The sequence below is a fragment of the Bradyrhizobium lupini genome, assembly GCF_040939785.1.
Lineage (GTDB): Bacteria > Pseudomonadota > Alphaproteobacteria > Rhizobiales > Xanthobacteraceae > Bradyrhizobium > Bradyrhizobium canariense_D.
Map to the genome: position 1 here is coordinate 6476612 of NZ_CP162553.1, position 14187 is coordinate 6490798.

At 64.7% G+C, this 14187-nt stretch carries 13 protein-coding genes; 8 read left to right on the forward strand and 5 right to left on the reverse strand.

Annotation, left to right across the window (positions count from 1 at the left end; all coding sequences use genetic code 11):
• Position 1 precedes the first annotated feature (1 nt).
• Positions 2–373, reverse strand: a complete 372-nt coding sequence (locus AB3L03_RS30760) for a helix-turn-helix domain-containing protein (RefSeq protein WP_026233175.1) — start codon at positions 371–373, stop codon at positions 2–4.
• Positions 374–522: 149 nt separating this feature from the next.
• Between AB3L03_RS30760 and AB3L03_RS30765 the strand changes: the two genes are divergently transcribed.
• From AB3L03_RS30765 to AB3L03_RS30775, 3 genes are all read left to right on the forward strand, one after another.
• The gene (locus tag AB3L03_RS30765) at positions 523–1134 is read left to right on the forward strand and encodes an NAD(P)-dependent oxidoreductase (protein WP_085349417.1); all 612 of its coding nucleotides are present in this window, start codon (positions 523–525) and stop codon (positions 1132–1134) included.
• Between the two features lie 215 nt (positions 1135–1349).
• Positions 1350–1715 (forward strand): RNA polymerase-binding protein DksA, encoded by a 366-nt coding sequence (gene dksA, locus AB3L03_RS30770; RefSeq protein ID WP_008554760.1) that lies wholly within the window; start codon positions 1350–1352, stop codon positions 1713–1715.
• A 519-nt stretch (positions 1716–2234) separates the two neighbouring features.
• Positions 2235–3014, forward strand: a complete 780-nt coding sequence (locus AB3L03_RS30775; RefSeq protein ID WP_085349416.1) for a 2-keto-4-pentenoate hydratase — start codon at positions 2235–2237, stop codon at positions 3012–3014.
• 292 nt (positions 3015–3306) lie between these two features.
• Here AB3L03_RS30775 and flgH read toward each other — a convergent pair whose 3' ends face one another.
• The 4 genes from flgH to flgF are packed head-to-tail and all read right to left on the reverse strand — an operon-like array spanning position 3307 to position 6794.
• Positions 3307–4074, reverse strand: coding sequence for a flagellar basal body L-ring protein FlgH (flgH, locus tag AB3L03_RS30780; RefSeq protein ID WP_018456424.1), 768 nt, complete (start codon positions 4072–4074; stop codon positions 3307–3309).
• A 3-nt stretch (positions 4075–4077) separates the two neighbouring features.
• Positions 4078–5217, reverse strand: a complete 1140-nt coding sequence (gene flgA, locus AB3L03_RS30785) for a flagellar basal body P-ring formation chaperone FlgA (RefSeq protein WP_368507630.1) — start codon at positions 5215–5217, stop codon at positions 4078–4080.
• Between the two features lie 10 nt (positions 5218–5227).
• Positions 5228–6016 (reverse strand): flagellar basal-body rod protein FlgG, encoded by a 789-nt coding sequence (flgG, locus tag AB3L03_RS30790; RefSeq protein WP_007602131.1) that lies wholly within the window; start codon positions 6014–6016, stop codon positions 5228–5230.
• 16 nt (positions 6017–6032) lie between these two features.
• On the reverse strand, positions 6033–6794 hold the full coding sequence (flgF, locus tag AB3L03_RS30795) for a flagellar basal-body rod protein FlgF (protein ID WP_368507631.1): 762 nt from the start codon (positions 6792–6794) through the stop codon (positions 6033–6035).
• A gap of 378 nt (positions 6795–7172) precedes the next feature.
• Between flgF and fliL the strand changes: the two genes are divergently transcribed.
• The 5 genes from fliL (at position 7173) to AB3L03_RS30820 (ending at position 13955) form a co-directional block, all read left to right on the forward strand.
• Complete coding sequence (gene fliL / locus AB3L03_RS30800) at positions 7173–7673, forward strand: flagellar basal body-associated protein FliL (protein WP_018456421.1); 501 nt, start codon at positions 7173–7175, stop codon at positions 7671–7673.
• Positions 7674–7692: 19 nt separating this feature from the next.
• A complete protein-coding gene (gene fliM / locus AB3L03_RS30805) occupies positions 7693–8895 on the forward strand; it encodes a flagellar motor switch protein FliM (protein ID WP_018456420.1) in 1203 nt (400 codons plus the stop codon).
• Entirely contained in the window at positions 8892–9338 is a 447-nt protein-coding gene (locus AB3L03_RS30810; RefSeq protein ID WP_026233172.1) for a DUF6468 domain-containing protein, read from the forward strand. Before fliM ends, AB3L03_RS30810 begins: the two co-directional genes overlap by 4 nt.
• 9 nt (positions 9339–9347) lie before the next feature.
• Positions 9348–10106 (forward strand): MotE family protein, encoded by a 759-nt coding sequence (locus tag AB3L03_RS30815; protein WP_018456418.1) that lies wholly within the window; start codon positions 9348–9350, stop codon positions 10104–10106.
• A 102-nt stretch (positions 10107–10208) separates the two neighbouring features.
• Entirely contained in the window at positions 10209–13955 is a 3747-nt protein-coding gene (locus AB3L03_RS30820; RefSeq protein WP_368507632.1) for a tetratricopeptide repeat protein, read from the forward strand.
• Positions 13956–14187 lie beyond the last annotated feature (232 nt).

Here is a 14187-nt window from a genome sequence, read left to right on the forward strand (position 1 = left end):
CTTACGCCGCTTCATCCTTCAACTGCGCGTCATAGCGGCGCTGGGCGGCGAGCACGTCTTTCAGATTCTGTTCGGCCCAATCGCGCAGCGGATCGACGGCGGCGGCGAGCGTCACGCCGAGCTGCGTGATCGAATATTCCACGGTCACCGGCACGGTTGCGATGGCGTGACGCTTGATCAATCCGTCGCGCTCGAGCGACTTGAGAACCTGGCTCAGCATCTTCTGCGAAATGCCTTCGATCGTGCGGCGCAATTGATTGAAGCGCATCGGATCCTCGCGCAGCAGCAGCAGGATCAGCACCGCCCATTTGTCACCGACGCGGTCGAGGATCTGTCGCGTGGGGCAGTTCGCTGCATAGACGTCTGGCTTCATCGTCGGGTCCTCACGATCCATTCCGCTGATTTGCCGGCCGCCGCCGGTTACTCCCGTGTAATCAGGTAAGCACAAAGTGCTCTCTTAACACCAGCGCTCTTTGCGATATTTAGTCACCGTTGGTTACTACAGAAGCAAAGGAGCCTTGCATGAAAATCGCAGTTGCCGGCGCCTCGGGCCGGGCCGGGTCGGAGATCACCAAGGAACTGTCCCGCCGCGGCCACGCGGTTACGGCCATCGCCCGCAACCCGGAGAAGATCGCGGTCCTGCCGAACGCCACGCCGACCAAGGGGGATGTGCTCGACCAGCCAGCCCTTGCCAAGCTGTGGGCCGGGCACGACGTCGCCGTGAGTTCCGTGCACTTCCTGGCCAGCGACGCGCTCAAGCTGATCGGCGCGGCCAAGGACTCCAAGGTCGGCCGTTACCTCGTCGTCGGCGGGGCCGGCAGTCTGGAGGTCGCTCCGGGCGTCAAGCTGGTGACAACTCCCGGTTTTCCGGCTCAGTACAAGGCTGAGGCGGAGGCGGGTTCAGCCTTTCTCGACCTGCTGCGGCAGGAAAAGGAGCTGAACTGGACCTTCATCTCGCCGTCGGCCCTGTTTATCGAGGGAGAGCGCACCGGCAAATTCCGGCTTGGGACGGATCAGCTTCTCGCAGATGCGAACGGAAAGAGCCGGATCACCTTCGCGGATTACGCCATCGCGCTCGCCGACGAGATCGAGCGGCCGGCCCATGAGAGGCAGCGTTTCACGGTCGGCTACTAGGCCGTCGGCCGCTCCCGGGCCCTCCAGGATAAAGCTTCCTGTGCAAGGGCTTGGGGGCGCCGGTCGGGCGATCAGGGAAACATTGTCTGTCACAGGAGGCCGCTATATAACGCCCCGCTCAGCGGACCCCGTTCCGTGTACGAGTCGTTGCTTAGACAGATAGGCCGCCCTTGGAAAAGTTGAAAAACTACCGACCGACCGAAAAAGAGCCTTTCATGAACGACAGGCAGAAGGAGTACTTCCGCCTGAAGCTCCTCGCCTGGAAGGATGAGATCCTCAAAGAGTCCAAGCTCACCCTGCAAGCCCTGCAGGAGGAGAATGTGAACCACCCCGATCTCGCCGATCGGGCATCGTCCGAAACCGACCGCGCCATCGAGCTCCGTGCCCGCGACCGCCAGCGCAAGTTGATCGCCAAGATCGACGCCGCGCTCCAGCGTATCGAGGACAACACCTACGGCTATTGCGAGGACACCGGCGAGCCGATCTCGTTAAAGCGGCTCGAGGCCCGTCCCATCGCGACGCTCTCGGTGGAGGCGCAGGAGCGCCACGAGAAACGCGAGAAGGTCTATCGCGACGAATAGAGTGCGAGCCGCAGCGATGCGGCTCTTTGTTTTTTGAACGCAAGGTGCGCCTTTTCGCGCCGTGATCAGCATTTTGCCTGTCGCTTGCAACCGCGCGTTTAGGCGCGCGGGCGCAATCGCGAAAAGTGAATCGCGATCAATGGGCTAGACTCAACTCCTCCGAACTCACGTGAGTTCGGATGAGAAACAGCCTTCACTTCAGGTGCGAGAGGTTTTGCGAGTCGCATCAAGGACATCGACTCGAATGCTGAGGCGCTGATCCAGCAGCTTCATACATTGCTGCAATCAGGCCTGTTGCGACGCTACAAGGCGTGCATCCCCATAAAGCCCGGACCAGCTCAATATTTCCTTAAACGCCGGCGCCGCCCGTGAGGCTTGCCATGATGTGGACGATCAGCGTCCGCATCTCATCCAGCCTGGGCTGGCATGACCTGCTGCCGCGCGCGCCCTGCGCTTGTCACGCCCCGGCGGGGATGCTGAAGTGCCGCCCTCGATTGTGGTGTGTAGGAGCCGGCGCCGATGGACAGAATTCTCGCAGCCGCAAAGGCGATCGCGCTGGCCCGCCGCAACCATGCGCCGCTCGCGGCGCTCGAAGTTCCTCCGGCCGATGAAGCCGAGGGCTATCAGGTCCAGCGGGCGCTGCACGATCTGCTGCTGCCGCATGCCGGCCCGCTGGTCGGTTACAAGATCGGCTGCACCAGCCAGGTGATGCAGGATTACATCGGGATTCCACACCCATGCGGCGGCGGCGTGTTCCAGAAAGGCGTGCACGACAGCGGCGTGCAGCTCGCGGCTGCCGACTATGTCCGCGTCGGCGTCGAATGCGAGATCGCGGTGCGGCTGAAGCGCAATCTCGCGGCCGGCGAGGCGCCGTTCACGGCCGAATGGGTCGGCGAAGCCGTCGAGGCCTATCATCCCGCGATCGAGATCGTCGACGACCGCTATGTGAAGTGGGAAACGATGGGCGCGCCGACGTTGATCGCCGACGATTTCTTCGCCGCCGGCTGCGTGTTGGGCGAGATCGTGCCGCGCTCGTCGGTGCCGGACCTGAAGGCCATCAAAGGCCGCGCTATCGTCAACGGCGAAGAGGTCAGCCACGGCACCGGCGCCGACGTGCTCGGCCATCCCCACAACGCACTCGCCTGGCTCGCCAACCATCTGGCCGCCGAGGGCAAGGGCCTTCACGCGGGAGAGCTCGTGCTGACGGGGAGCCTGGTCAAGACGCTGTGGCTGAAGGCCGGCGACAAGGTGCGGATGGAGCTGGACGGGCTGGGAACGGTGGAGGCGGAGTTTACGTAGGCGCCGCGGGCACTGCGTCGTCATTCCCCGCGAAGGCGGGGAATCCAGTACGCCGCGGCTTCTCGGTTCATCGCTGACGTCTCGAAATACTGGATCGCCCGCCTTCGCGGGTGATGACAGTCGAGGGGGCGGAGAGGGGATAGCGGCGTCGCTACAATCGCGCGTCGCTGAGCGCTGTATGCAGCCATCGCCAAAATACATGCGGCCCTCGCCAGGGGAGCTAGCGAGGGCCGCGTCGTACATCGTCGTCCGCGCCTAGGTTCGCGAACACGATGTGGGAGCTCGGGAGAAGCTAGAAGGGCAGCAGCACGTCCATGACTTGCTGGCCGTAGCGCGGTTGCTGCACGTCCATGATCTGGCCGCGGCCGCCGTAGGCGATGCGGGCCTGCGCGATCTTGGTGGAATCGATTGTGTTGTCGCTCTGGATGTCTTCGGGACGGACGATGCCGGCGACGATGAGCTCGCGGATTTCGTAGTTGACGCGGATCTCCTGCTTGCCTTCGACCACGAGGTTGCCGTTGGGCAGGACCTGGGTGACGACCGCCGCGACGTTGGTCTGCAACGCTTCCTTGCGGTCCACGCTTCCTTTGCCCTCGCTGGACGCGGTCGAGTCGGCGGTGAGGATACGGCCGGGCAACACCTTCTGCGCTTGGGCCCCCAATGTCTTGGCGCCGATGAAGTCGGTGATCCCGGAATCTTCCTTGTTGGTGCGGCTGCGCTGGGTGTCGTTTTCGATATTGGCCTTGTCGGTGATGTTCACGGCCACCGTCAGGATGTCGCCGACCTGATGGGCACGCTGGTCCTTGAAGAAGGCCCGGCTGCCGCTGCGCCACAGCGAGTTCGGATTGTAGGAGGCGACCTCGGGCTTCGGCATCGGCATCTGCACCGGCTTGTAACCGGGCTGCGTCGTCGGATTGTCGATCGCCGACAACTTCGGCTGCTCGCCGATCTGCGACAGACGGTCGATCGAGGAGCAGCCGCTCGCCAGCGCGCACGTCGCCAGCAGCAGGGCAGAGATCGCGATGCGACGGGGACGAAAAGCCGAACTGAACGTGGACATGACTTACTCTGACTTGGCTGGAGCTTGCGAGACGCGAACTTGCGGGATCTGGGCTTGTGCGATCTGGGCCGGGGATGCCGGGGTCTGGACCAGGTTCCGGACGAGGGCTGCGGTATCGACGGGGGCGGGCGCCTCGTCGCGCTTGAGCGAGGAGGTCTGCTCGACCGCGGCCGGCATCGGCGCGGCCTGGCTGGCGCCCTGGACCGTCACCTGGCCGCGGCCGGTGACGACGCCGCTGAGCGTGCGCTTGGTCTGCAGGTTGAGCACGCTGATGGTATCGCCCTCGGCGCCGCTCTCGATCGCCTTGCCGCGCGTGGTGAGATAGATTCCGGGAACTTGGTAGATGACGGTGACGTTTTGGTCGCGCTGCACGAAGTCGGGCTTGACGATGTCGGCGACGCGGATCGGCGTCCCCGCCCGCATCGGCCGGCGCAACTGCATGCCGAGCGTGCGATCGCGCGAGGCGGCCTCACCGGTGACCTCGGCCTTCGGCCGCCGCTCCATGGCGACATCGGACGCCTTCAGGAGATCGACGCGGTCGATGTCGCGCGTCAGCACGGCCACTTCCACCGTTTCGGTCGCGGTGCCGGTGAAACGCAGCTTGGTCGGTGCCGGATTATTGTCGTTGTTGATCTCGAAGGCGATGTCGAAACGGCCGCTGCGGGCGTCGTAGCGGGTTGCCACCGGCTGCAGCACGCCGGTGTTGGAGGCATCCAGCCGCATGTCGGCAATGCCGCGGTCGAACGTGACGGTGATGTTGGCGGCATCGCCAAGTCCAAAGCGGCGCTCGAGCGCCGAGGCGACCGCGGTCTCGAGGTCCTTGTTCACGAGCGTGCGGGCGAGACGGGTGACCTGGACCTCCTTGATGTCGCCGGTCATCACGCCGATCACCTGCTTTGCGCGCAACACCGCCAGCACGTGGGCGACCGGCAGCGCCCCGGTGGTGCCGGGATCGGGCGAGCGGTAGACCGGGATCAGCGCGGCCGAGCCGGCATTGTCGATGAGATCGCCGATCCGCACCACGTCCGAGGTCACGGTGATGCTCGCGCGCAGCGTCGGCGTCGCGATGAAGTCGTCGGCGGCCCGTGCGGGCAGCGCCAGCACGAGGAGAGCGGAGATCGTGGCGAGGGTGGTGCGGATCATCGTCATCACCTCAGCGGAACAACGCCGTGGTCGACTGCATCATCTGGTCGGCGGCGCTGATCACCTTGGCGTTCATCTCGTAGGCGCGCTGGGCGGCGATCAGGTCGCTCATCTCCGAGACGACGTCGACATTGGCCTGCTCGAGGCTGCTCTGGGTGATGTTGCCGAAGCCCTCGGAGCTCGCGGTACCGTCCTGCGGCGGGCCGGAGGAGGGCGTCTCGGTGAACTGATTGTTGCCGACCGGCTGGAGGCCCGCCTTGTTGATGAATCGGGTCAGGCCGATCTGGCCCTGGACGGCCGAGGTCGACGAACCTGGCAGCGTCACCGAGACCTGGCCCTGCACGTTGATGGTGAGGCCCGAGGCGTTGTTCGGGATCGTAATCGTCGGTTGCACCGGGTTGCCCTGCGCCGTGACGATGCGCCCCTGATTGTCCATCTGGAAGGTGCCGTCGCGGGTGTACTGGTAGCTGCCGTCGGGCATCAGGATCTTGAAGAAACCTTCGCCCGTGATGGCCATGTCGAGGTCGTTGCCGGTCTGCGACAGCGTGCCCTGGGTCATGCTGCGCGGCGTGCCGACGGTCTTGACGCCGCCGCCGATGTCAACGCCGACCGGCAGGATGGTGCCCTGGTCGGACGACTGGGCGCCGACCCGGCGGACGTGTTCGTAGATCAGGTCCTGGAACGCCGCGGTCTGCTTCTTGAAGCCGGTGGTGCGCAGGTTGGCGATGTTGTTGGAGATCACCTGAACGTTGAGTTCCTGTGCCGCCATTCCGGTTGCTGCGGTGTGAAGCGCCTGCATGTCAGTTCTCCCTCAATCAGGCCGGAACGTCGGCGAGCTTCTCGATCGCCGACTTGTGCATGTCACTCTGCTGCTGGAGCAGGTTGGCGATGGCGGTGTAGCTGCGCATGACTTCGACCATGCGGCTCATCTCACTGACCGAGTTCACATTCGACTTCTCGACATAGCCCTGCTGCACGGTCGACTTGGTGTCGGCCTGCGGGACCGCGGAGCCGATGTCATAAAGGTTGGCGCCAAGCTTGGTCAGCTTGGCCGGATCGTCGAAAGAGGCCATGCGGATCTTGCCGCGGATCGAATCGTTTTTGGCCGTGCCCTCGAGCACCGTGACGGTGCCGTCCGGCGCGACGTTGATGTCGTGGTCGGTCGGCTGGAAGGTGATCGGGCCGCTGGTGCCCAGCACGAGGTTGCCGTCGGAGGTGACGAGCTGGCCGGTGCTGTTGAGCGAGAATTTTCCGTCGCGGGTGTAGCGCTCGGCGCCATTGGCCTGAACCGCGAAATAGGCGTTGCCGCTGATCGCCATGTCGAGCGGATTCTTGGTCGGCTCCATCGGCCCCTGGCCGACGTCGCGGAAGGTGCCGCGGTCCTGCACATAGGAGACCCGGCGGTCGGAGCCGACGAAATTGTCCTCACGCGCGTTCGAGTTGAGGTACTCCTCGAACAGCGAATGATCGGCCTTGAAGCCGTTGGTGTTGGCGTTGGCGACGTTGTTGGCGATGACATCCATCTGCCGTTCCAACGTCATCTGTCGTGACAAGCCGATCAGAAGCGCGTTCTGCATCGGAAATCTCCCCTGAGTGAGATCTGCCAGCTCGCTCTCCCAAGCGCATTGGCCGATCCCGTGAACGAGACCTCGGGTTCTCCCAAACCCTGGGTCCGGTCCTTTCTCAGCGAAACTCGTGCCAAGCTGGAAAATTGTGTAATTTCAGGATCTTGATTGTTTTTCGAGGGCGCGGAGAGGCGGCAGAAAGGGTCTGTTAGCCATGTTTACCCGGCAGATTTTTCCTAGCGAAGGCCCAATCGAAAGGTTCCGTTAACCATTATTACCGTAGCGTTTGCGCGTAAGAGGAGCACTGCGCTGGGGCATTTGTATCGCGTCACTGTCTGCCAGGAGCTTCGCTCTTTCGACCCCTTTGAGAGATGAGCGAGCGCGGCGATCATGGCAGAGAATGAAGCGGAAGGCGGCGCAGCCGCCGACGGCGCGGAAGCCGCTCCGCCCAAGAACAAGTTCAAGCTGATGATCATGGTGGTGGGCCTGCTCGCCGTTCTCGGCGGCGGCGCCGCGACCTGGTTCTTCTTTTTCCGTCACGGCGACGACGAGCATCACGCCGAGGCGGCGCCTCCGCCGAAGCCGCCGTCTTTCGTCGAGGTTCCCGACATCATGGTCAACCTCGCCGGCGCGCCGGGCGAGCGCGTGCAATATCTGAAGCTCAAGATCGTGCTGGAGCTGAAGGAAGAGAAGCAGGTCGAGGCGATCAAGCCGACGATGCCGCGCATCACCGACATCTTCCAGACCTATGCGCGCGAGCTCCGCTCGTCCGACCTCAACGGTTCCGCCGGCATCTTCCGCCTCAAGGAAGAGCTGACCAAGCGCGTCAACGCCGCGGTTGCTCCGGTCCAGGTCAGCGCGGTGCTGTTCAAGGAAGTTGTGATCCAGTGAGCATGACGGGCTAGGGATCATGGCAGGCACCGACCAACCAGACCAGGATGCAATTGCCGCCCAATGGGAGGCCTCGCTCGATTCCGAGGATCCCGCTGAGGCCGCGAAGGCTGCTGCGGAAAACGAACTATCCGAGACCATGGCCCTGCAATGGGCGGCCATGGTCGAGGATGGCAGCCGCGATCTCGGCGCCGGCAAGAATTCCGGCGAACGCGTGCTGTCGCAGGAGGAGATCGATAACCTCCTCGGCTTCGCGGTCGGCGACGTCACGCTCGACGATCATTCCGGCATTCGCGCCATCATCGATTCGGCGATGGTCTCCTACGAGCGTCTGCCGATGCTCGAAATCGTCTTCGACCGCCTGGTGCGGTTGCTGACGACGTCCTTACGCAATTTCACCTCCGACAACGTCGAAGTCTCGCTCGACCGCATCACCTCGGTGCGCTTCGGCGACTACATGAACTCGATCCCGCTGCCCGCCGTCCTCACCGTCTTCAAGGCCGAAGAGTGGGACAATTTCGGCATGGCCGTGGTCGACTCCAGCCTGATCTACTCGATGATCGACGTGCTGCTCGGCGGCCGTCGCGGCTCGAGCCAGCTGCGCATCGAGGGACGGCCCTACACCACGATCGAGACAGAGTTGGTCAAGCGATTGGTCGAAGTCGTCATGGCCGATGCCGAACAGGCGTTCCGGCCGCTGTCGCCGGTGACCTTCACCATCGACCGCCTCGAGACCAACCCACGTTTCGCCGCGATCAGCCGTCCTGCCAACGCCGCGATCCTGGTGCGCCTGCGCATCGACATGGAAGATCGCGGCGGCAACATCGAGCTCTTGCTGCCTTACGCGACCATCGAGCCGATCCGGGGCGTCCTGCTCCAGATGTTCATGGGCGAAAAGTTCGGCCGCGACCAGATCTGGGAAGGCCATTTCGCCACCGAGATCGTCCAGGCCGAGATCTCCGTCGACGCCGTGCTCTACGAAGCCGACATTCCGCTCAAGCAGCTGATGCGGTTAAAGGTCGGCGACACGCTGCCGCTGGACATGCGCGCGGATGCCAGCGTCACCGTTCGCTGCGGCGACGTCACCATCACCGAAGGACGCATGGGCCGGGTCGGCGACCGCGTCGCGATACGGGTGACGAAACCCTTGCGCAAGCCAAGTACGACACTTGCGATGTTCGAAAAGGTCGACGAGCAGAACAAGATGATGGAGGCCCCATGAACCACTCCCTGGGAATGGCGATCGAGACGCTGGTGGCTATCCTGCTGATGCTGACCATCGTCTACTGCGTCACGCTCAACAAGCGACTGACGCGGCTGAAGGCGGACGAGCATTCGCTGAAGGCGGTCATCGGCGAGCTGATCACCGCAACCGAGATCGCCGAGCGCGCGATCGGCGGGCTGAAGCTCGCCGTGCGCGACGTCAACGAGAACCTCGGCAGCCAGCTTGCGGCGGCGACCCAGATGTCCGAGCAGCTCTACAAGCAGCTCGGCGAAGCCGACAACGTGGTGCGGCGCCTGTCCAAGATCGCAATCGCTGCGCGCCCCGTGACGAACCCGGAAACGGTCGCCGCGCCCGCAGCCAAGCCTTCATCGGCGAAGGCGGTGGCGGCTGCGGCCGAAGCCTTCTCCGAGCGCCGACGATCCAACGGTCTTGCGGCATAAAGTCAGGGTATGAAGTCTTTTCGCAACATCCGCGTCATTCCGATCGTGCTGGTTGCCGTCGCTGGCCTGGCCACGCTGAAGGTCACGGGTCTTGTGATCAACGGCGGCTATGTCTTCGACTACAAGCCGAGCCAGACCAAGAAGTCGTGGGCGCAGGAGAATCTGAACTTCCCGGCCAGCCGCGAGGATCCCGATATCACGGGCTCGACCCATGGCGCGCCGAAGGAGGCGCCGAAGCCGGCCGCACCCGACACCAAGTCCGAAGGCGCCGCGGTCAAGGAGGAAGCCCAGCCGCAGATCTCCGCCTCGGAACGGGCGATCCTGGAACGCCTGCAGTCGCGTCGCCAGGAGATCGAGGCCCGCCAGCGCGAGATCGACATCCGCGAGAGCCTGTTGAAATCCGCCGAGAAGCGCATCGAAAACAAGGTCGAGGAGATGAAGGCGGTAGAAACCCGTATCTCCGCGACGCAGGCCGAGCAGAAGGCCGCCGAAGCCCAGCGCATGAAGGGCCTCGTCACCATGTATGAGGGCATGAAGCCCAAGGACGCCGCGCGGGTCTTTGACCGGCTCGAGATGGGCGTGCTGATCGAGATCGCCTCGCAGATCGCGCCGCGAAAAATGTCGGACATCATGGGATTGATGTCCCCGGAGGCCGCCGAGCGGCTGACGGTCGAGATGGCCCGCAGGGCCAATGGCGGCGGCGATCAGTCCGCCTCGGCCGGCGAGCTGCCCAAGATCGACGGCAAGCCGACGCAAAAGCCGAATTGAGGGCTCATACTTAAGAAGTCCTTAATTGCCAAAATCTACAGTCTGGGGCAGGGGCCGGCAGCAATGCCGGCGTGGACCGTCGAACCGGAAGTAATGCCGCCAATGGCGCGAGACGCTGCCGCTGGATTTGTGTCGCGAGCCCGCGCCCTGGCGCGGAGGCTGTCGCGTCATGTCCGCGCGGCGCCGCTGCTGGCAGCCAGCCTGCTGATCGGCTTCACGGCGCCTGTCCGGGCGGCCGACGCGATCAGGGGCGAGGCGACTTTCTCGGCCAGCGGCGGCTTTGCCCGTCTCGTGATCAAGCTCGGGGAGGACGTCCCCTCCGAGGTTACGACGGCCGGCTCCATTCTCGTCATCCGTTTCGACCGGGCGGTCGACGTTCCCGTCGATCGCGTCCCGGAAGGCGCGCCCGACTACGTCAACTCCGCCCGCCGCGATCCCGATGGCGGCGCCATCCGCCTGTCGCTGGCGCGGCGCGTCACCGTCAACACCATGAATGCCGGCGAACGTACCTTCATCGACCTCTTGCCGGAGGGTTGGAAGGGGCCACCGCCGAGCTTGCCGATGGACGTGGTCAAGGAACTCGCCGAGCGCGCGCGCGTCGCCGAACGCGCGCTGCGCGCCCAGCGCGCCGCGGCGGAGAGTAAGAAACGGCCGCAGATCCGCGTGCGCGCGTCGGTGCAGCCGACCTTCGTCCGCTTCGTGTTCGAGATGCCGGATGGCGTCGGCGTATCCTCCGTGCTCAATGAACAGAAGCTCACGCTCGCCTTCAACGCCAACCTGAATTTCGATCTGGCGGACGCGGTCGTCGCAGCGCCGCCGAACGTCGCCTCGATCAAGCAGAAGGCCGACATCGACCAGACCAGTGTCGAGATCGCGCTGATCGGCGATTCCGACGTGCATTCGTTCCGCGACGAGAAGAACTACGTCGTCGACATCTCCTTCCAGCCGGACAAGGGCAAGATGGCCACGTCGGCGGAAGCTGCGATCGCGCAGGCCAAGCCCGCCGCTCATGGACCGGCGCCTGCGCCTGAAAAGCCGGCGGCCGAGAAGCCGAAGGACGCGCATCGTGAGATCGCGCCGCCGACGTCCGAGACGATCGCGCGCGAAGCCAGGATCGATGCCAAGCCCGAGGTGAAGCCGGAAGCGCCCGCCGCCATGCCGCCCGCTGAAGCGCCGAAATCGGTGCCGGCTCCTGCATCCGAAGCCGCGCCCGCTGCGCAAGCGCCCAAGGAAGCGCCCAAGGAAGTTTCGAAGTCTGTCGCGCCAGTTGCAGACGCTGCGGTCGCGCCCGCCAAGCCGGTCATGGCCGAAGCGCCTCAAGAGGTCGTGAAGGATGCTGCCAAAGAGCCGGTCAAGGAGCCCGTCAAGGCCGCGCCAGCAGAGGCGCCCGCTGCGCCGCAGCCGATTGGTGCCAGCGTCGATGTCCGCCGCGACAGCGACGGCCTGCGGGTAACTTTCCCGCTTCAGGTCGCAACCCCTGCGGCGGCGTTCCGCCGCGGCGACACCGTTTGGCTGGTGTTCGATACGGCAAAGCCGATCGACGTCGAGGCGATCCGCACCAAGGGCGGCGCGATGATCGGCGAGGTCGGCCGCGTCCCGCTCGAGAAGGGACAGGCGGTGCGCATCCGTCTCACCCGGCCGCTGGTCTATTCGCTGTCGAGCGAGGAGGTCGGCAAGCAGACCAACTGGCTCTTGACCCTCGCCGACAAGATCCAGGCGACGCCGCTGCCGCTGATGATCTCGCGCAACATCACCGACCCGGCGCTCGCCAACATCGCGATCCCCTTCGCCAATCCGGGGCTCCTGCACAAGCTCACCGATCCCGATGCCGGCGACACGCTCTATGTCATCACCGCGCAGCGGCCGGTGCGCGGCTTCATCAAGCGGCAGGACCTCGTCGATCTCGCGCTGCTGGAATCCGCGCATGGCATCGCGATCCGGCCGAATTCCGACGAGGTCGGCGTCGAGGTCGGGGCTGACAAGGTCATCCTCGGCAAAAAGGGCGGGCTGACGCTGTCCCCGGTCGACATCTCGGCCGAGCGCGCGCCGACCGCAGTGCGGCCGGTCTTCAGCCCCGAAGGTTGGCGCAAGGGCCAGTCGGAAAATTTCATAGCGCGCCAGAACGAGCTGATCACGGCGATCGCCAACCTCGAACCGGCGATGCGTTCCCTGCCGCGGCTCGACCTCGCGCAATTCTACATGTCGCGCGCGATGTATCACGAGGCGAAGGCCGTCACCGAATTGATGCTCGCCGATCCTCTCAACAAGGAGGAGAGCGGTGCGCTGATCATGCATGCGATCGCGAGCATCCTGATCGGTCGGCCGGCGCAGGGCCTGAAGGACCTCGCCAACCCCGTGATCGGCAACAGCCACGATTCCCAGCTCTGGAAAGCGCTCGCCTATGCGCGCCAAGGCAAATGGGCGGACGCGCGCGAGAAGTTCAAGAACGTCGAATTCGCCATCGCCTCGCTACCGCTCGACATCCAGCGCATCGTGACGATGGAGGCGATGCGCGCTTCGCTCGAGGTGAAGGACTATGCGGGCGCCTCCAAGCGCCGCAGCGAGCTCGAGGTGGTCGGCGTCTCGCCCGAGGCCGCGCCCGGCTTTGCCGTGCTGCGCGGCCGGCTTGCCGAGGCGCTCGGCCACGACAAGGACGCGCTCGACGACTACAAGTTCGCCGGCGGCTCGTCCGATCGGCCGGCTGCGGCCGAGGCCAAGCAGCTCGAGGTCGCGCTGCGGCAGAAGCGCGACGAGATCGGTAAGGAAGACGCGTTGCGCGAGCTCGAAACGCTCTCGATGACCTGGCGCGGCGACTCGATTGAGGTCAAGACGCTGCAGATGCTGTCGCAGATGTTTGCAGAGAACGGACGCTACCGGGACGCGCTCACCGCGGCGCGCACCGCGACAAAGCTGCAGCCGAACGCGGAAGCCTCGCGCCAGGCGCAAGACCTCGCCTCCGACCTGTTTACGCAGCTCTTCCTGGGACCCAAGGGCGACGAGCTGCCGCCGATCGAATCGCTCGGGATGTTCTACGAGTTCCGTGAGCTGACGCCGATCGGCCGCCGCGGCGACGAACTGATCCGACGCCTCGCCGACCGTCTCGCCTCGATCGATCTGCTCGACCAGGCCGCCGAGCTCCTGCAATACCAGGTCGACCATCGCCTCGAAGGCGCGGCGCGTGCGCAAGTCGCCGCGCGCCTCTCCATGATCTATCTCGCCAATCGCAGACCCGACATGGCGATCACGGCGTTGCGCGCGAGCCGGATCAGCGACCTCTCAGGCGAGCTCAGGCAGCAACGCCTGCTGCTGGAGGCGCGTGCACAGAGCGACGTCGGCCGCCACGATCTTGCGCTCGATATCGTCTCCAACGTTACAGGCCGCGAGGTGCTGCGCCTACGCTCGGATATCTTCTGGGCGGCGCGGCGCTGGCGTGAATCCGCCGAGCAGATCGAGCTCTATTACGGCGAGCGCTTCCGTGACTTCAAGCCGCTCAACGCGGTGGAGAAAAGCGACATCATCCGCGCCGCCGTCGGTTATGCGCTCGCCGACGACTCGATCGGCATGTCGCGCTTCCGCGAGAAATATGCGCCGCTGATGAGCGAGAGCGCCGATCGGCTCGCCTTCGACATCGCGAGCAAACCGACCGGTGCTTCCAGCGCCGAATTTGCCGATATCGCCAAGCTGGCTGCCAGCGTCGACACGCTCGACGGCTTCCTGCGCGAGATGAAGCAGCGCTTTCCCGACGCCACCGCCCGCGCGCCGGCCTCTCCACAGGCCAAGGACGAGTCCGACCACACCGGCTCGCTGCCCACGATCCCCGTCGTGCGCCAGATCAAGATGCCGCGATAGGATCGCCGCTCCTTCTTGGCCTCGCGACAGGGACCCGTGAGCCAGCTCTCAAGTGACGGGCAGGGCCGAAGACTATCGCCCGCGTACTCATCAACCCGATCAGTCCGCGAGGACGTAGGCCTTGTCCATTCAGTCTTTGAGACCGGACATGGCCCGTTTGCCTTTGCTAGTCGGCTGAGGGCTCCAGGTCCCTTGTGAGAAACATATGCCCCGTGAACCGATCGTAGGGCGT